The organism is Dyadobacter sp. HNCC25DJ187, from assembly GCF_056895255.1.
In genome coordinates this window covers 1,242,558-1,261,723 of record NZ_JBXHAT010000001.1, presented here as the reverse complement: position 1 = coordinate 1,261,723, position 19,166 = coordinate 1,242,558, and the positions used below count along the sequence as shown (strand labels likewise).

The window sequence follows — 19,166 nt, the reverse complement described above, 5'->3', positions numbered from 1 at the left end:
ATGAAGAGTTCCTCTGTAATATATCACAAATTAAAGTCGCCTTATTTGGCAATATCAATCTGTACTGGCTTTCCTTTGATTGTATTTCCGTCCATAGCACGTAATACTGTGCGTGCATCACGTTCGGGCACATCTACAAAAGTGAATTTGTCATAAATGTCAATGGCTCCGATCGTCTTTCCAGGAATATTAGCTTCTCCGGCAATGGCTCCAACGATATCTTTTGGCAAAATGTGATCTTTACGGCCAAGGCTTAGGAACAAACGGGTCATCCCGGCTTCCGGAGTAGCAGATCCGGTACGTCTCTCTTCTCTTCCACCTTCTCTCCGTGAATCTGAACGAGGTGCAAAACGATCAGAGCTAGCACCACGACGTTCATCTCTTCCGCCTCTTTCGAAACGGCTGCCGCGATCAGCACCACGGCGATCTCCGCCACGCTCCGGGCGTTCTCCTCCGCGTCTTTCTTCCCATGCCAGGTTGCTGTCTGAATATTCGTTTTTCTGAACACCCATAATTTGCTTAGCCATCGCACCTACGATTTGCTCAGTGGAGAAACCGCTATGGTGAAGCATTTCAAGTACATCCGCGTATAAGTCAGCATCATTACTTTCTCCGATAGAAGCAGCAATTTTCTCAACGAATCGCGCTTTACGAACACCAACGATATCTTCAAAAGAAGGAATAACTCCTTTTTCGATTTTTACCTTTGTGTAGTTTTCGATAGTTTTGAGACGAAACTTTTCGTCACGAGCTACCAGAGAAAAAGCTTTTCCGGACATTCCTGCACGACCTGTACGACCAATACGGTGTACGTAATACTCTTCATCCAAAGGGATATCGTAGTTGATCACACCATCCAATCCGCTTACATCGATACCACGTGCAGCTACGTCTGTTGCTACAAGGATGGTAGTAACACCAGCCTTGAATTTGCTCATTACGTTGCTTCTTTGCTGCTGACGCAAATCTCCATGAATACCTTCTGAAGCGTATCCACGTAATTGAAGGTCTTCAACAATCTCATCCACTTTACGTTTCGTATTACAGAATACAAGAAGTGACTTCAGGTGGTACATGTCAATAAGACGAGTCATTACCTCCACTTTCGCCTGAGGCTTCACCTCGAAACATACCTGCTCTATGTTGACGTTAGTAAGTTCATTACGAACCACTTTGATCAATACAGGATCATGAAGGAAACGTTTTGTGATAGACATAATTGGTTTCGACATCGTAGCCGAGAACAATATCGTCTGACGGTCTTCCGGCATTTCTGCAAGAATGCTCTCAATATCCTCACGGAAACCCATATCAAGCATTTCATCAGCTTCGTCAAGAACCATCATGCGAACCTGGTCAAATTTTAATGTACGACGTTCCATGTGATCCATTACACGACCAGGAGTACCTACTACGATATGTACGCCTTTTTTCAAAGAGCGAATCTGGCGATCAATTGAATCTCCACCATATATGGCTTCAATTCTTACACCTCTGTGGTATTTTGCAAGACGTCCCAGTTCCTCAGATACCTGCACTGCAAGTTCACGGGTAGGGCAAAGTATAAGCGCCTGAACGGCATTATTAGCAGTATCAATTCTTTCAAGTACAGGAATTCCAAACGCAGCAGTTTTTCCCGTTCCGGTTTGAGCCTGACCAATCATGTCAGCACCACTCATTACAGCTGGAATACCTTGCGCCTGGATAGGAGAGGGTTTTTCAAAACCCATTTCAGTTAAGGCCTTAAGGGTGTTTTCTGAGAGCCCAAGATCGGCAAAGGTCTCAAAAGTTTCAATTGTTTCAGTTGTCATTCTATCTTGATTGTTATTAAATTCTTGTGAAATACATTGATTTACAGATCGTTAAATCTAAAATTCGGGTGAGCAGTCTGAAATATCAAACGCAATATGCACAGTATGTTTTCGGGTCAGCGGAAATAAGTCTTAGACTTAATGCCAGCAAACAAAAAACAGCCAGTTATTTTTTAATTCAAAAGGGGATTGCGCAAAAGCCCACCAACCACAAACAATCCGTGGGGCTCTGCATGACGAACGGTAATTACCAGCAGGACATTTTTAATGCTGGCGGTGCGTATTTGCACCCAAACCATATATGAGGCAGAGAAGCGAACGGATGTTCGTTCAAATTTTATGCAAAAGTAAGGGAAATATTTGAATATGCAACATGCAGCTAAATAAAATAGTAATATTTTTAGAAACCGGAAGGTTGCAGAGAGTCATAACGGTCGCTTCAAGATATCATTTTCGCTGCTTACTACAACGTAATGTGACTTTATGTGATTTGAGGCGTATTAAGTCCGATTTTTCCTATTTCAGGAAAACAGCGTTCAATACACAACTATATCATGAAAAAAATCATCTTAACTGCTCTATTGGTCACTGCGGGATTTGTAGCGCATGCGCAGAAAAACACGTTACTTGTATACGGGGATTTGGGTATTAATTCAGCTAAATCCGCAACCGATGTTAAAACAACCAGCTTCAAGTTAACTCCTGGCGTTGGTTACCAGTTTAACGACAACTGGACTGCAGGTGTAAATCTCCGTACTGAAAACTGGAAACAAGGAAATCCTTCTGTAAAAAGTAATGCATTCGGTGCCGGTCCCTTTGTTCGTTACGCCTATCCTTTGTCCGATGTATTTGCTGTTTACGGCCAATTTAATGCAAATGTAGTTTCAGGGAAAATAGCCGGGGTTAAGTCCAATGGCTTTCAGGGAGAATTGTTTCCTGCAATTGGTGTTAACATGAAGAACGGATTTGCACTGAACTTTAATTTTGGAAGTCTGGCATTAAATACCAGTAAAGTGAAAGGTGCTTCATCGGGAAGTTCTCACTTTGGTCTTCAATTTGGTAGTGGTGCAGGCGTCGGAATCTCCAAAAACTTTGGTTTATAGAGCCTAAAGATTATAATCAATAAGCCGCCCTGTACAAAATGCAGGGGCGGCTTATTCATTGTTTTAAATATAATTAAAGAACCTCACTGACATCAGAGTAAGGGAGGTTCCATGCATCTGATACACCTTTGAAAACGATCTTTCCACTTACCACGTTCAAGCCTTTTTTAAGTTCCTCATTGCTGGCACATGCAGTTCTCCAACCTTGGTTTGCTAACTGAATCGCATAAGGAAGCGTCGCATTTGTGAGTGCCAATGTAGACGTGTATGGAACCGCACCCGGCATGTTGGCCACACAATAATGTACCACACCGTCCACTTCATATATAGGATCTTCATGTGTGGTAGCATACGAAGTTTCAAAGCAACCTCCCTGGTCAATTGCCACGTCGACCATTACTGTTCCCGGCTTCATTAATTTCAGCATATCACGGGTTATTAGAGAAGGAGCTTTTGCGCCCGGTATCAATACGCCACCAATGATCAGGTTGGTGCTCTGGATCATTTCGCGGATGTTGTATTCATTGGACATGACGGTATCTACGTTGGCTGGCATAATGTCTTCCAGATATCTCAATCTTGGAAGGCTGATATCCATAATCGTAACATTTGCACCCAGACCAGCAGCCATTTTCGCAGACTGTGTTCCTACGATTCCGCCTCCCAATACCAACACATTTGCAGGCTTCACACCAGCAACTCCTCCAAGAAGGATTCCAAAGCCTCCCATTGGTTTTTCAAGGTATTTCGCTCCTTCCTGAATTGCCATGCGTCCCGCCACCTCACTCATCGGCACAAGAAGGGGTAGGCTTCTGTCTGTTTTTTCGACTGTTTCATAAGCAAGGCAAATGGCCTTACGCTCAATCATTGCTTTGGTAAGAGCTTCTGAGGACGCAAAATGGAAGTAGGTGAAAAGAAGTTGGTTTTCTTTAATCAGCGGATACTCCCTTGCAATAGGCTCTTTTACCTTTACAATCATTTCTGCGATTGCATAAACTTCTTCAATGGTTGACAAAATGACAGCTCCTGCATCTGCATACTGCACATCAGAAAAACCGCTTCCACTACCCGCTTCGCTCTGAACATAAATAGTATGTCCGTTTTTAATGAACTCAGTAACACCGGCCGGAGTTACTGCCACACGATTTTCATTGTTTTTAATTTCTTTGGGTACGCCAATAATCATTGGAAAGAAGTTTTAGGCTTGAAATAGAGTATTATTTATCCCAAATTTACTTGATTGCGGAAAATGATCCTTCAAAATCGCCGTTGAATAGAAAACAAAACTATTTTTTCTGATTTTTGTGGAAAAATATTCTCCTAGGCTTGTTGCTGTGGATTTCAGACAATAAAAAATACTTTATGCAACCGGACGCCACCGATAAAAAAATATTGGAATTGTTGCAGGAAAATGCACATATGACCATCAAGGAGATTGCCAGCATAATCAATTTGTCGGTTACGCCGGTTCACGAAAGAATCCGTAAAATGGAGCGTGAGGGATTTATTGAAAAATATGTGTGTTTGCTCAATAGAAGGAAATTGGGCAAATCTTTATTGGTTTACTGCCATGTCACATTGGACAAGCAGCGGAAGGAAAGCTTCGAAGAATTTAATAAAGCTATTGCCGGAATGCCTGAAGTATTGGAATGCTCTGTCGTATCCGGCAATTTTGATTATATGCTGAAAGTCGTCGTAGCAGACTCCGAAGATTATAATCAATTCTATCAGCTTAAACTTTCTGCCTTGAGTAGTGTGTTACATATTAGTAGTTATTTCGTTATATCCGAAATAAAGCATACTACCGGTATACCTGTAAGGTAGATAACTAGATATAAATAAGTTCAGTAGGAGTTATATTAGCAGATTACTAAGCCTGTTAATAGTTTCCCTAATATTCGATTAAAAACTCAGCCATTAGCTAACTGCTAACAGCTAAAAGCTATTACTGATGAACAAAAATTTTAAGGATGGGTTGAATCTGATGTCAAAAGTAACGCCACGAAGGGCTTGGAATGCAATTCAGATTTTAAGTAGTTATTTTTATTCAAAGGCAACAAAGCAACCGGTTCACTGGGGAATGCCCATAGCGATTTCATTTGAACCTACCACCTCTTGTAATTTACGTTGCCCGGAATGTCCCAGTGGATTAAGATCTTTTACAAGACCTACCGGAATGATGGAGGAGAAATTGTATAAGAAAACGATTGACGAACTTGCCGACCGGCTGCTTTACCTCATTTTCTATTTTCAGGGCGAGCCGTATCTTCATCCCAAATTTTTCGAGCTGGTCAACTACGCGCACAAAAAGGGTATCTACACTGCCACATCCACCAATGCACACTATTTGACAGATGAGAAGGCGAAGAAAACAGTTGAGTCGGGTCTGGACAGAATCATTATTTCGATTGACGGAACCACGCAGGATGTTTACCAGCAATACCGAATCGGAGGAAATTTGGATAAGGTGCTGGAAGGAACACGGAATATCATCAAATGGAAGAAAGAGCTGAAGTCCGGTACACCACATGTTATTTTTCAGTTTCTGGTTGTGAAGCCTAATGAACATCAGATAGAGGATGTGAAAAAGCTGGCCCTGGATATGGGCGTGGATGAAGTAGGATTAAAAACCGCCCAGATTTATGACTATGAAGAAGGATCGGATCTGATACCTACCATAGATAAATATTCGCGTTACAAGAAGAATGATTCGGGAGGGTTTTCAATTAAAAACAAGTTTGTAGATCATTGCTGGAAAATGTGGCATTCCTGTGTCATTACCTGGGATGGCGCTGTTGTTCCCTGTTGCTTTGATAAAGATGCCGAATACAAACTTGGTGATATGAAGCAAGAGACCTTCACGCAGTTGTGGAAAGGGAAAAAGTATACTGATTTTCGTGCGTCCCTGATACGCTCCCGTTCGGAGATTGAAATGTGCAAAAATTGCACCGAAGGAACCGAGGTTTGGGCGTGAAACACTCCCTTTTTTTCTCCTTTAAGAAATTTTAATTAAATAATAATATTTATCAATTGGTTGATTTTAAGTATCTTAAATCATTTTATTGAAACTCCGTGGAACATTTTTTGGTGGTTTGCCCTGAATAGTGGAAATTTGAATCGGGTAACTCACATGAATACATGGGCAAAGTAATTGCAATCGCAAATCAAAAGGGTGGAGTTGGCAAAACCACCACTGCTATTAATCTGGCTGCTAGTTTGGCGGCACTTGAATTCCGGACACTGCTGATTGACGCAGATCCTCAGGCAAACTCGACATCCGGGCTGGGATTTAATCCGCAGGAAATGGAAAACAGTATCTACGAATGCATGGTAGAGCAGGCTAAAACAGCAGATATAATTCTTGAAACAGATTTTCCAAATCTGCATCTTTTACCTTCACATATTGATCTTGTCGGAGCTGAAATAGAAATGATCAATCTAAAAAATCGTGAGCTCAGGATGAAGGATGCGATAGCCGAGGTAAGAGATAATTATGATTTCATAATCATCGACTGTTCGCCTTCTCTGGGGCTTATTACTATAAACAGCCTTACAGCTGCCGATTCGGTAGTCATACCAGTGCAATGTGAATATTTTGCATTAGAAGGACTTGGTAAGCTGCTTAATACGATAACAATTATCCAATCAAGATTAAATACAGGACTTGTTATTGAAGGAATTCTTCTGACGATGTACGATTTACGTCTTCGTCTCTCCAATCAGGTTGTTAATGAAGTGACAAGTCACTTTGAATCTTTGGTTTTTAATACGATTATTCCGCGTAATGTAAGGATTAGTGAAGCTCCCAGTTATGGAATTCCTGTAATGGCGCAGGATGCGGACAGTAAGGGTGCGATAAGTTACCTGAACCTGGCACGGGAAATTCTTACTAAAAACGGATTGCTATCTTCTGACAGGCATTTGGGAGTTAATTGATAGGGAACAGGTTAGCGGATAGCGCAAATGGATGCAACAAATAAGAATAAAAGAATGACTGGCCTTGGCCGGGGTCTGGGAGCACTTTTGCAGGACTCTGAAAAGGTTAATACACCACGTGCAACTACTTCCAGACTTGCTGTCACCGATGTGGTGGGTTCGATGAGTGACCTGGATATCACAACGATTGAAGCAAATCCTTATCAACCACGTACAAGTTTTGATCAGGAAGCTCTGCAGGAATTAGCTGATTCTATACGAATTCAGGGGATCATTCAGCCAATCACAGTTCGTAAAATTGGTGAGGATTCGTATCAGCTTATATCAGGTGAACGACGTTTACAGGCCTCACGATCTATCGGACTGGCAAGTATTCCCGCTTATGTGAGGACTGCAGATGATCAGCAAATGCTTGAAATGGCGTTGATAGAAAATATTCAACGTGAAAATCTCAATTCTATAGAGATTGCATTGAGCTATCAGCGGTTAATTCTTGAATGTAATCTGAAACAGGAGGAGTTGGGTATACGGGTAGGTAAAAACAGAACAACGGTTAATAACTATATCCGGCTGCTTAAACTTCCACCCGTGATTCAGGCGGCATTACGAGATAATCAGATCAGCATGGGACATGCCAGAGCGATTATTACAATTAACAGCGATATGAGCCAGCTGAAAATCTTTAATAAAATCATTGAAGAGGGCTGGTCAGTGAGGAAAGTGGAGGAGGAAGTTCGCAAGCTGGGTATGCTCAGCGCTATCACTGAAGAGCCTAAGAAACCGGTTCCGGCTAAACAGGAATTTAAGACATTACAATTTCAGCTGTCTTCGTTATTTGGCGCAAAGGTGTCTGTAAAAAGTGATAATGGTAATAGAGGTGAGATTAAAATACCATTTGAATCCAAAGAAGAGCTTGAGAAAATATTGGAAACACTAAAATTTGAAGGGAGAGCTTGAAAAAGTGGTTTTTGTTAATGGCAGTGTTGTTAGGACCTTTGGTAGGGATGAGTCAGAAAACAACGTTAGACACTGTTAAGACCGTTCCCCGAACAGTGGCTGTTTCGGATAGTGCTGTTGTGGCAGTTGTAGATTCACTATTAGGGAAAAATGGGAAAAAGAAATTTATGCCTAATCCTAAACTAGCTACACGTCTGGCACTTATACCAGGAGGCGGACAGGCCTATAACAGAGATTACTGGAAATTACCTATTATTTATCTTTCTATTGGAGGAGGAGTATATGCATGGAATCTTAATCGGTTAAAGTACAATGATTTTCTATCTGCCTACGAAGAATTCTATATCCTGGATGTACCAAAAGACCACGCTGATTATGGTACATTAAAGCCGGATATGCCGACAACAAGTGTGAGAGTCAGAAACTTGTTCAACACAGAAAGTGAAATGCGTACGGCAACGAAGGACCAGATTGAAAGACAAAAGAACTATTGGCGAAGAAATAAGAACCTGTCTATCATTGTAGCCGGCCTTATTTATTCGTTAACTATTATTGAGGCGAACGTAGCGGCGCACCTGAAAACGTTTGACTTGTCTGACGATCTTTCATTAAGAGTAGAGCCCAAGATCAGTCAGCCCATGATGAGGGAGCCAACTCCCGGGTTAAGACTGGTATTCAATATCAAATAGGAAGTATACGGTTTATTAATCAAGTAAATAATGCCGAAGCTAAATGTGCTGCGGTTCAGATCGAAAAAATGAAGATATTACTGCTTGGCTACGGCAAAATGGGCAAGACAATCGAGAAGATTGCACTGGACAAAGGACATTTAATTGTAGGTAGAATTGACGTTCAGAATAGAGCAGACATGGATCAGCTCACCGCAGATGATGTGGATGTTGCTATAGAATTCAGCTCACCTGAGTCTGCTTATGCAAATATAAAGTACTGTCTTGAAAAAGGTTGGCCTATTGTAAGTGGAACAACCGGATGGCTGGAGCACCGCTCCGAAATTGAATTATTGTGCCAGGAAAAGGGCGGTGCATTCTTTTACGCATCTAATTATAGTATCGGCGTCAACTTATTCTTCCGCTTAAACCGGCAGTTGGCCAGACTGATGAATGGGCAGGGCTATACTGCATCCATGACAGAAATTCACCACATCCACAAATTAGATGCCCCAAGTGGTACAGCTATCACGCTTGCAGAGGGAATTAGCGAAGAAGCAAATACAATCGAAGGTTGGAAATTGGCTCCTGAAGAAGCTAATGGTTTTATCTCCATCACTGCCGAACGTGAAGGAGAGGTGCCGGGTACTCATATTATTAAGTATGATTCTCCTGTAGATAGTATTGAAATCTCTCATACAGCTCATAACAGGCAGGGATTTGCTTCCGGTGCAGTTGTATCTGCTGAATGGCTGGTAGGTAGAAAGGGAGTTTTTGGTATGAATGATCTTCTGAGTAATCTTGATTAGCCACCAACGTTCATAAAAAAATCACATGTCTATTAATAAAGAACTTACCTCTAATCCCGTGTCACAAAAAAAACAAAAATCTGCTGTCAGAGAATGGTTTGACTCTGTACTTTTTGCAGTTGTAGCTGCCACCCTGATCCGCTGGTTGTTTTTTGAAGCCTTTACAATTCCTACTCCTTCTATGGAAAACAGTCTGTTGGTAGGAGATTTTCTATTTGTGAGCAAACTGCATTATGGTACTCGCACGCCGAAAACGCCTCTTCAGGTGCCACTTACGCACCAAACGATCTGGGGTACTAATATTCCTTCTTACACGGATGCGATTCAATTGCCTCAATATAGATTGCCAGGATTTAGTGAGGTAAAAAGAGGTGATGTGGTTGTATTTAACTATCCTCCTGAACTGCAACATCCTGTTGATTTGAAGACCAACTATATCAAACGTTGTGTGGGGTTGCCCGGTGATAAAATAGAGGTGCGAGACTTACAGGTTTATGCCAATGGTGTTGCTATGGAAAATCCTCCAAGAATGGAGAATGAGTATTTTATCGCGACAAGTACCGCTGTTAACGAAGAAAAGGTGTTTAAAGAGAATGGTATATCGGAATACAATGCTTACACCGAAACTTTCAATGATACGATCGCTACCAACGATCAAAACGGATATATCGTTTTTACAACGGAAGAAATTGCTGAAAAACTTAAAAGTTATGATTTTGTAAAAAGTGTGACTGTAGTGAAATCCCCAAAGGAAATCAGTGAGCCCATGTTATTCCCAAATTCGCAGCTATTTAAGTGGAACCGCGATAACTATGGACCGGTTTCTGTACCCAAAGGAGGAGTTACTGTCAATCTGACGCCGGAGAATATAGCATTATACGGAAATGTGATCAAAAGTTATGAAGGGAATGAAGGCGTGGAGTTTGATGAGAAATCACTTAAAATTGCTGGTAAAGCTGTTACGAGTTATACTTTCAAACAGGATTATTATTTCATGATGGGTGATAACCGCCATAACTCTGCAGATTCGCGTTACTGGGGATTTGTGCCAAAGGATCATATCGTTGGTAAAGCAGTATTTGTATGGATGTCAATAGACCCCAATCCAACAAGCATTTTGCATAAAATTCGCTGGAACCGTTTGTTCCGTGTGATCAATTAAAAGAAAACAAATAAGTAATTGACAAAGCCACCATCACTGGTGGCTTTTTTTTATCTGTATATAAAGAAAAACTTTATATAAAAATTGCTGTTCTATGATGTAAAATGTAAATTGACGGAAATATGTCTAGTCCATGGAAACAGTAAGCGAGGAAAAGAAAATTGACAGGACCAAAAAGTCTGGCCTGAGAGATTGGCTGGAGTCTGTGTTATTTGCCGCTACAGCAGCCACGTTAATCAGATGGCTGTTTTTTAGTGCTTTTGTAATTCCTACACCATCAATGGAAAACAGTCTTTTGGTCGGAGATTACTTGTTTGTAAGTCGGTTACATTACGGTACTACTACACCAGTTACACCCCTGCAAATTCCGCTTACGCATCAGACGATTTGGGGGACAGAAATTCCTTCTTACCTGAGTTGGATTAAATTACCTTCTTATCGCTTGCCAGGATTTGCTGAGGTGAAGAAAGGCGATGTTGTTGTATTCAATCTGCCTGTTGAGCATCCGGATCTGTATCAGAAATTCGCAAATGTACTGTCCGGACTTAAACCTCATCCTGTAGATTTACGAACTAATTATATTAAACGCTGTGTAGCAACGCCGGGAGATACGATGCGTATCAAAAACGGACAGGTATTTATTAATGGAAAAGACCAGAAATTAGCAAACAGATTGCAGGATGAGTATTTTGTTTCAACAGACGGACCAGTAAATGAACTGAATGTTTTTAAGAAGAATGGAATAGTAGACTACGCGCAGTTTACAGAGACATTCAATGACAGTATTCAATCTAACGACGAATCAGGCTATGTTATCAAAGCAACCAAAGCTATGGTTGAGAATCTTAAAAGTTATGATTTTGTAACACGAGTAGAGCAAGTACTTATGCCGGATCATATTAAGGAGCCTTTTATCTTCCCAACCTCGGAACTCTATTCCTGGAACAAGGATCAGTACGGCCCGATTGTCATTCCAAAAAAAGGAATGACCGTTACCTTGACGCGTGAAAATGCAATTTTGTATGCTGATGTAATTACCTGCTATGAAGGAAATGATGATATTGTTATGAAGGATGGCGTAATAATGCGTCACCAAAAACCTTTGCTGCAATATACATTTAAACAAGACTACTATTTCATGATGGGAGATAACCGTCACAATTCAGCAGATTCGCGCTACTGGGGATTTGTACCGAAAGACCATATTATAGGAAAGGCTATTCTTGTATGGATGTCTATAGATCCGGACCCTATAAGTTTACTGAGCAAAATACGCTGGGACAGACTATTCAGAGTGGTCAGATAAAACTACAGCCGGAAGATTTCTTCTGGCTGTAGTTTTTGGATAAGTCTAATTGTATTTTATTCTTCCTGTGAGAAAATCAGAGCCGAGTACGGTGGAATTTGCAACGAGGCAAACACAGGGCACTGATCAAATTCACTATCATGTGTGTCGACATCGTGCACTGCAATGTTTGAGAATTCCGGATCGTATTCCTCCTTATCACTATTAAATCGCAGATGCCATTTGCCGGCTCTTGGGAATCCAACTTTGTAATCGTCAAAAGTTTCTGTAGAAAAGTTAAGCACTACAATTACATCGTCTTTGGGACCGCCTTCTGACCAACGGTGCATCACCAGTACTTTTTTATCTTCATCTGCACGAATAATACCGACATTCTGTCCTTGCAGACCACCGGTGACTCCAAACCAGTTTCGTCTCAGGTGAATTATATCACGGTGTAGCATAGCAAACCCGTGAAACTTTTCCAACCGTGTCCAATCTATAGGATCACTGTCCGAAAACCATTTATCTTCAAGCAAAGGCTGACCTTGGAAAATCATTGGGATACCTGGGGAAGTAAGTACAAGTGCCACTCCAAGAGCTGCCCGTTTTTTGGAATACCAGTTGTTTACGTCACCATCGGCAATTTCTTCAGCCACTCTGGCTTGTCCATTAGCTACTTCATCATGAGATTCGGTGTACACAATACGTTGAAATGAATCTGCATTGTACATGTTGGTAACTGCCTTAACCACACTTTCAATACTTCTGTCCTGATCATTGGCTGTGATAATGGCATCACGTACAGCATGAACAAAATCAGCATCCCATTGAGAGCCATAGCCAAGCCCTCCTTTATCGACCGAACCAGTAATAAAGTCCAGAGAATGCATATCTTCTGCAATCGTAATTCGATTAGGGAATTTTTCGCGGATGTCTTTATTAATCCATTGCATCAGCGAGATACCCTCAGGAATATCATTTCCAGGGTTGCCATCTGCTTTTACATTACGGATGTAAGGTACCATGTCCATTCTAAGTCCATCGGCCCGGTATTCGCTAAGCCACATCATGGCATTGTCATAAATGTATTGGCGTACTTCGCCTCGGCCATAGTCAGGCCTTGTATTTCCCCATGGAGTTTCGGAGCGCCAATCGTTATAGAAATAAATACCCCCGCCGTCGTTCTCCGACCAGCCATCGAATTGCCAAAGATCCATATCTGAAGGTCCGAAATGGTTGTAAACTACATCCATAATAACGGCTATACCTGCCTTATGTGCCTCTTTTATAAAGGTTTTAAGCCCTTCGGGGCCGCCGTAATCAGATTCTACCGCGAAAGGCGAAGCAGGGTTGTATCCCCACGATCGTGATCCCGGGAACTCAGAGCACGGCATAAGTTCTACTGCATTGAAACCCATTTCTTTGAGGTAACCCAGCTTTTCAATAGCTGTATACAGCGTTCCTATCTGATCTTGTCCCGGAGCATTAAATGTTCCGATATGCAATTCGTAAATGACCAGTTCGTGCCATGAAGGTATATGGAAATGATCGTCTTCCCAGTCAAAAGACTCATGTTTGTAAACAATTCCATTCCCGGCAGAATTGGTCATTTTAAGTGCATAGGGATCGTTTCTGAGGAAATTGCCAAATGGAGTTTGTAAGGCAAATTTGTATTCGTCTCCCTCTTTGGCGTTCTCTACCAGGCCTCCCCAATAACCATTATCTTCTTTCTTGAGTTGATTTACATCTTCCTTCCAATCATTGAAGGAGCCTACGACAGTAACCTGATCTGCATGTGGCGCCCACACACGGAAGAAAATACCCTCGGGATAGCATACAGCTCCCATGCCTTCAAAATGTTGTAAAGTCTCTGGTTCATTAATATCGGTGCTGTCCATATAGGCTAAGAAAAAAAATGTTATTTTTGATATTGTTACGATTTTCCTTTAAATGGCAAATGTTATGCCAGAACGTATAGCGCTTATCATGGCAATGGCGAGGTCAATCTGACAAATCAAAGCACACTATATATTATGTTATTAACAGACGCTGAGAAAATCAGTATACTTGCCCTTGTTCATACCCCATTGGTAGGAGCAGTTACCGTCCGGCAACTTATCAGTTATTGCGGTGGCGCTGAGAAAGTTTTTAAATCTGATTATAAGAAACTGATAAAAATCCCAGGCGTCGGCGACAAAGTAGCCCGGGCGATTCTTAATGGAAGTGGATTTTCTTTCGCAGAGGAGGAATTTAAAAAATGTAATTCCTCAGATACAGTACTCCATTTTTTTACCGACCCAACTTACCCGGTGCGTCTCAAGCCACTTTACGATGCCCCAATCGTACTTTATTCCAGAGGTAACTTTGATTTCAATTCGTACCGGTCAGTGGGTATTGTGGGAACCCGGCAAATCAGTGATTATGGGAAAATGGTTACGGAAATGATCATCAAGGATCTGGTCCCGTTTTCACCTTTGATCGTCAGCGGGCTCGCGTACGGTGTCGATATTATTGCACATCGTGCTTGTATTAAATATCAGCTGCCTACCATTGGTGTGATGGCGAGCGGACTTGATGTGATCTATCCTGCGGCTCATCTGCGGACTGCGAAGGAGATGCAGCTGAATGGCGGAACTGTAACTGAAAATGCTTTAGCTACAAAGCCCGATTTTATGAGATTCCCGGCGCGAAACCGTATAATAGCCGGACTGAGTGACGTGACGATTGTGGTGGAATCAGCCAGGAAAGGAGGGAGTCTGATCACAGCTGAATTTGCAGGAAACTATCACAGAGATGTATTTGCAGTGCCTGGTAAAATTGAGAGTCCCCAATCTGAGGGTTGTAACCAGTTGATCAGAGATAATAAAGCCGCTATTTTCACTTCTGTTGAAGATATGGCCACAGCACTTGGTTGGGATACTACAGAACAGAATGCCGTTACAGAAGCTTCCTCTAAGCGCGATCTCATTATATCATTTGATGGATTTACGCAGGATGAAGGCCAGGTATTAAGTCTTTTAAGACAGAAAGGTATCATGCAGGTCGACGAAATATCGTGGCAAAGTGGAATGCACCTGAATAAGCTGGCTGCCTTACTCCTTAATCTGGAATTTCAAGGGATGATCCGGTCAATGCCGGGGAAGAAGTATAGTTTAATGTAAAAGGGTAAAAAGAGGCGGGGCATATGCTGATTTTGAAACAAATTTTGTTAGTTAGCTAAAACTTATGTGAACAGCTTTATCGTATTAATTCAATAATTCATGCCCGAAAGAAAAAGCACAATTGAAATCATCAAACAAGGGGAGGGGCTCAGTATTGAGTTTAAGCGGATCATCGATAGTCCATATAAGATTGCGAAGACGATTTCGTCTCTTGCGAATACATCCGGCGGAGTATTGTTGATAGGCGTAGGTAATGATGGTGCAATTTTAGGTGTTTCTTCTGAATTGCATGAGCTGCAAAAGTTGGAGCGTGCCGCCAGCAGTCTTGTTGAACCTGCTCTCCATCTTGCCTTTTCCACTGAAATATTGGATGGAAAAAGACTACTACGTGTTGAAATTGAAGAAAGCGCGGATAAGCCTCATTACGCACTGAATGAAAAAAGTCAGCGAATCATTTACATCAGAATAAAGGATAAAAGTGTTCCTACTCCTAAATTACTCATACAAGGAGAAGGTGATGTGGATACAGAGAAATTGCTTGCTACGCGGCACGTTAAGTCATTGATCAGCTATCTGAGATCAACAGATACAGTCACAGCAAGAACCTTTTCCAGGATCATCAATATTTCAGAAAAACGTGCAGAACGCATGCTGAATGACCTGACAGGAAAGCAGATATTGCTCAAAATTAATAAGGCTAAACCTGAAACATTCAGCCTGAAATGGTCTGAATAAAAAACGGCTGATATAGATTCTATATCAGCCGAACTATGAAACTGCCGGATCTTAGTTGATTCCAACAAGTTCCAATTCAAATATTAAATCCTGTCCGGCAAGAGGATGGTTAGCATCCAGTAAAACATGTTGCTCGGTTACTTCACGAATGATAACAGGGATTACCTGACCTCCATCCTGATGCATATTGAGCGTACTACCTATTTCCAAAGGAATATCGGCAGGTATCTGAGCGCGTTCAAAATTGACAACCATGTCTTCATTTACTGGTCCGTAAGCTTCTGCATTAGGAATGTGGATCGTCTTTTTATCTCCGATTTCCATACCAGTTACTCCATCATCGAAACCTTTGATCACCTGGCCGCTTCCCAATTGAAATGCCAACGGCTCGCGGCCTTCTGACGAATCAAATAACTGACCATCCGGAAGAGTTCCTTTGTAATGTACCTGTACGTTATCTCCTGCTTGTGCCTGCTTCATCTCAAATATTCTTGTTTGGTTAAAAAAATAAGCCGGACAGGTAAAAAACTGTTCCGGCAAAAACTAATATGCTCTGGCAAAAACCACCCGTTTATTGGATGGTTTACCAGAATAAATGCAAACACCACTTTCTTCTGTTGCGTTCAATGGAATGCAGCGGATCGTAGCTTTTGTCTCTTCTTTTATTTTCTCCTCGGTTTCAGAAGTCCCATCCCAGTGCGCCAGAATAAACCCTCCCTTGTTTTCTAAAATGTCATTAAATTCTTCGAATGAGTCAACCTTGGTTGTGTTTTCTTCACGGAACGCCAGGGCTTTGTCGTATATAGCGTGCTGAATATTGTCCAGAAGATCTCTTACGAAAATAGCAATACCATCCAGGGAAACAGTTTCCTTTGTTTTAGTATCTCTGCGCGCTACTTCTACGGTGCCGTTTTCAAGATCCCTTGCGCCAATGGCCAGACGAACCGGAACACCTTTTAATTCGTATTCCGCAAATTTATATCCAGGTTTATAAGCATCGTTGTCATCAAATTTCACACTGATACCCATACCCTTCAGTTCCTTTCTAAGTTCATCTACCTTTTCGGTAATGGCTGCCAGCTGTTCTTCATTTTTGTAAATCGGGACGATGACGACTTGAATAGGAGCCAGCTTCGGAGGTAAAACCAATCCACTGTCATCAGAATGTGCCATAATGAGAGCACCCATCAAACGAGTGCTGACACCCCAGGAGGTACCCCATACATGTTCCAGTTTTCCTTCTTTATCCTGAAACTTTACATCAAATGCCTTGGCGAAATTCTGGCCCAGGAAATGAGAAGTTCCTGCCTGCAGGGCCTTCCCATCCTGCATCAACGCTTCTATACAATAAGTATCTTCTGCCCCGGCAAATCGCTCATTAGCAGTTTTTACACCTTTAAGAACCGGAAGAGCCATCCATTGCTCGGCAAATTCAGCGTACACCTCCAGCATTTGTTTGGTTTCTGCAATAGCTTCTGCGGATGTGGAATGAGCAGTGTGACCCTCTTGCCAAAGGAATTCAGCAGTACGAAGAAATAGTCTTGTTCTCATTTCCCAGCGTACCACGTTGGCCCATTGATTGATCAGTAATGGTAAATCACGGTAGGACTGAATCCAGTTTTTGTAAGTACTCCATATGACAGTTTCAGAAGTAGGACGAACAATCAGTTCCTCTTCCAGTTTTGCATCAGGATCCACGATCACACCTTTTCCGTCCGGGTCATTTTTTAGACGATAATGTGTAACAACGGCACATTCCTTAGCAAAGCCCTCTACGTGTGATGCCTCTTTGCTGAGATAAGACTTCGGGATGAATAGAGGAAAATAGGCATTGGTGTGACCCGTTTCCTTAAACATATCATCAAGGGCACGCTGCATTTTCTCCCAGATAGAATATCCGTATGGTTTGATCACCATACATCCTCTCACTGCAGAGTTTTCAGCCAAATCTGCTCTTTTAACTAATTCGTTATACCATTCGGAGTAGTTTTCACTACGTGTTGGCAGGGCTTTACTCATTCGTTGTATTATTAGGTAAATTTAAAGGAGTATAACAATATACTTCGCTTGCATTTTCAGCATTGCAAAGATAGTTTTTTATGTTAATTTTGGAATTAATGTAACCGCATAGATGTTTATTGATTGTGTGGAATAGATTTTATATGTATTTTAGCATCAGTATAAGTTTAACCCTTTTAAGCCATGATTATGATAAATAAAGCAAAATATTTGTCTTTGCTGGTGCTGTTGGGAGCTTGGGGATGTACTACCAACCAATATGTTTCGAAGTCGGGTGGTGGGTATGATGATCTTTATGGCTCAGGAGCAGGTACAGGCATCGTAACAAACGATAGAAATACATACAGGAATTCGCAGGAAGATCTGTCAAGGTCCGACAATCCTGATTATTATGCAAGTACACAGCCCGAAATGGAAGGTACTGCAGATTACTACGACGAATCTTATCTTTCATCCAGAGTCGCAACCAGATCTTTATCCGGAGACCGTGTGGGTTATAATGCCGGTTTTGCTGATGGTTACAATGAAGCCAATCGGTTTTCAAACTTTAATAACGGGTTCGGATCATTCTGGCCAGGAAGAGTCGGTATGAATATCGGGTTCGGAATGGGAAGTATGATGGGAATGGGTGGCATGTATGGTATGAATCCATACATGGGTATGGGTTTCGGTATGGGATCCATGATGGGAATGGGATATTCTCCATTCGGATTTAACAGAATGATGGCTTACGGGTATGATCCATTCATGTTTGATCAATTCGGTTACGGCGGATGGGGTTACAGTCCTTACGGATATATGGGAGGACTGGGCTACATGGGTGGAATGGGTCTTTACAACGGTTTTTATGGTGGCTACGGATATAATCCATGGGCCTTTAGCCGTCCTGTAATTGTAGTCAATAATGGTGAGCGCCGGGGAGTAAGCAGAACTTATGGTCCGCGTGTGAACGGATCCAGAGGAACGGAGCGCTACAATGCAAATTATGTAAACAATAGCAGGACTTCCTCAGGAAGCCGTTCAGCATCAGGTAGCAATGCCAGAACGTCAGGCAGAACTAACTCTGACGGAGGTACTTATTACAGTGCTCCCAGGACATCTTCTTCAAGATCTGGTGAGAGAGGTGTAACAAATGGAAGAACTGGCGTGGAATCGAATGCCCGTACTTACTCACGTAATGGTTCGGAAGGTAATAATGTTTACTATTCACGACCACGCTCAACCGGAGGTAGCAACGTTTCCGGACGTACTGCATCGGAAGGCTACAGTGCACCCCGTGCTACGCGTAGCAGTGGGTCTTATTCAGCACCAACCAGAAATCAGTCGAACTATAATAGCAGTGCGCCTGCCAGGACATATAATACAACCAGAGAGTCTTATAGTCCACCGGCCAGAACCTATAATGCACCCACTCAAAATTATAGTGCGCCGTCCAGAAGTTATAGCGCGCCATCCGGTGGTGGAGGTGGTGGAGCTTCCCGATCATCTTCGAGAGGGCCAAGATAATTTTAACCTGA

17 protein-coding genes are annotated in these 19,166 nt (G+C 42.0%); 12 read left to right on the top strand and 5 right to left on the bottom strand.

The genetic code is table 11. From position 1 onward, the window contains the following. Window positions 1-41: 41 nt before the first annotated feature. Entirely contained in the window at window positions 42-1,811 is a 1,770-nt protein-coding gene (locus tag AC1XUE_RS05165) for a DEAD/DEAH box helicase (RefSeq protein WP_483354866.1), read from the bottom strand. Window positions 1,812-2,365: 554 nt separating this feature from the next. Here AC1XUE_RS05165 and AC1XUE_RS05160 point away from each other — a divergent pair. Further along, on the top strand, window positions 2,366-2,914 hold the full coding sequence (locus tag AC1XUE_RS05160) for an outer membrane beta-barrel protein (protein ID WP_483354865.1): 549 nt from the start codon (window positions 2,366-2,368) through the stop codon (window positions 2,912-2,914). A 73-nt stretch (window positions 2,915-2,987) separates the two neighbouring features. Here AC1XUE_RS05160 and ald read toward each other — a convergent pair whose 3' ends face one another. Continuing rightward, window positions 2,988-4,100, bottom strand: coding sequence for an alanine dehydrogenase (gene ald, locus AC1XUE_RS05155; protein WP_483354864.1), 1,113 nt, complete (start codon window positions 4,098-4,100; stop codon window positions 2,988-2,990). Window positions 4,101-4,276: 176 nt separating this feature from the next. Here ald and AC1XUE_RS05150 point away from each other — a divergent pair, with 176 nt between their 5' ends. The 8 genes from AC1XUE_RS05150 to lepB (AC1XUE_RS05115) all read left to right on the top strand — a co-directional run bounded on the left by AC1XUE_RS05150 (window position 4,277) and on the right by lepB (AC1XUE_RS05115) (window position 11,752). Next, window positions 4,277-4,738 carry an Lrp/AsnC family transcriptional regulator gene (locus AC1XUE_RS05150; protein WP_483354863.1) on the top strand — a complete coding sequence of 154 codons (462 nt, stop codon included), beginning with the start codon at window positions 4,277-4,279 and terminating at the stop codon, window positions 4,736-4,738. 127 nt (window positions 4,739-4,865) lie between these two features. After that, window positions 4,866-5,888 (top strand): radical SAM protein, encoded by a 1,023-nt coding sequence (locus AC1XUE_RS05145; protein WP_483354862.1) that lies wholly within the window; start codon window positions 4,866-4,868, stop codon window positions 5,886-5,888. A 164-nt stretch (window positions 5,889-6,052) separates the two neighbouring features. Continuing rightward, window positions 6,053-6,850: a ParA family protein gene (locus AC1XUE_RS05140; protein WP_483354861.1), complete on the top strand. Its 798-nt coding sequence runs from the start codon at window positions 6,053-6,055 to the stop codon at window positions 6,848-6,850. A 27-nt stretch (window positions 6,851-6,877) separates the two neighbouring features. Next, the gene (locus AC1XUE_RS05135) at window positions 6,878-7,807 is read left to right on the top strand and encodes a ParB/RepB/Spo0J family partition protein (RefSeq protein ID WP_483354860.1); all 930 of its coding nucleotides are present in this window, start codon (window positions 6,878-6,880) and stop codon (window positions 7,805-7,807) included. Further along, the gene (locus tag AC1XUE_RS05130) at window positions 7,804-8,496 is read left to right on the top strand and encodes a DUF5683 domain-containing protein (protein ID WP_483354859.1); all 693 of its coding nucleotides are present in this window, start codon (window positions 7,804-7,806) and stop codon (window positions 8,494-8,496) included. The genes AC1XUE_RS05135 and AC1XUE_RS05130 overlap by 4 nt, the downstream gene beginning before the upstream one ends. Window positions 8,497-8,564: 68 nt before the next feature. Next, window positions 8,565-9,284 (top strand): 4-hydroxy-tetrahydrodipicolinate reductase, encoded by a 720-nt coding sequence (dapB, locus tag AC1XUE_RS05125; protein WP_483354858.1) that lies wholly within the window; start codon window positions 8,565-8,567, stop codon window positions 9,282-9,284. Window positions 9,285-9,309: 25 nt separating this feature from the next. Further along, the gene (gene lepB, locus AC1XUE_RS05120) at window positions 9,310-10,446 is read left to right on the top strand and encodes a signal peptidase I (RefSeq protein WP_483354857.1); all 1,137 of its coding nucleotides are present in this window, start codon (window positions 9,310-9,312) and stop codon (window positions 10,444-10,446) included. Between the two features lie 133 nt (window positions 10,447-10,579). Next, complete coding sequence (gene lepB / locus AC1XUE_RS05115) at window positions 10,580-11,752, top strand: signal peptidase I (protein WP_483354856.1); 1,173 nt, start codon at window positions 10,580-10,582, stop codon at window positions 11,750-11,752. Between the two features lie 56 nt (window positions 11,753-11,808). On the opposite strand, the gene AC1XUE_RS05110 is transcribed toward lepB (AC1XUE_RS05115), so the two are convergent. Continuing rightward, a complete protein-coding gene (locus AC1XUE_RS05110; RefSeq protein ID WP_483354855.1) occupies window positions 11,809-13,632 on the bottom strand; it encodes an alpha-amylase family glycosyl hydrolase in 1,824 nt (607 codons plus the stop codon). Between the two features lie 135 nt (window positions 13,633-13,767). Here AC1XUE_RS05110 and dprA point away from each other — a divergent pair, with 135 nt between their 5' ends. Next, window positions 13,768-14,895: a DNA-processing protein DprA gene (gene dprA / locus AC1XUE_RS05105; RefSeq protein ID WP_483354854.1), complete on the top strand. Its 1,128-nt coding sequence runs from the start codon at window positions 13,768-13,770 to the stop codon at window positions 14,893-14,895. Window positions 14,896-14,994: 99 nt separating this feature from the next. Beyond that, window positions 14,995-15,630 carry an AlbA family DNA-binding domain-containing protein gene (locus AC1XUE_RS05100; RefSeq protein WP_483354853.1) on the top strand — a complete coding sequence of 212 codons (636 nt, stop codon included), beginning with the start codon at window positions 14,995-14,997 and terminating at the stop codon, window positions 15,628-15,630. Between the two features lie 51 nt (window positions 15,631-15,681). On the opposite strand, the gene AC1XUE_RS05095 is transcribed toward AC1XUE_RS05100, so the two are convergent. Further along, window positions 15,682-16,110, bottom strand: a complete 429-nt coding sequence (locus AC1XUE_RS05095; protein ID WP_483354852.1) for an FKBP-type peptidyl-prolyl cis-trans isomerase — start codon at window positions 16,108-16,110, stop codon at window positions 15,682-15,684. A gap of 63 nt (window positions 16,111-16,173) precedes the next feature. Next, on the bottom strand, window positions 16,174-17,649 hold the full coding sequence (proS, locus tag AC1XUE_RS05090; protein WP_483354851.1) for a proline--tRNA ligase: 1,476 nt from the start codon (window positions 17,647-17,649) through the stop codon (window positions 16,174-16,176). Between the two features lie 183 nt (window positions 17,650-17,832). Between proS and AC1XUE_RS05085 the strand changes: the two genes are divergently transcribed. Next, the gene (locus AC1XUE_RS05085; RefSeq protein WP_483354850.1) at window positions 17,833-19,155 is read left to right on the top strand and encodes a hypothetical protein; all 1,323 of its coding nucleotides are present in this window, start codon (window positions 17,833-17,835) and stop codon (window positions 19,153-19,155) included. Window positions 19,156-19,166 lie beyond the last annotated feature (11 nt).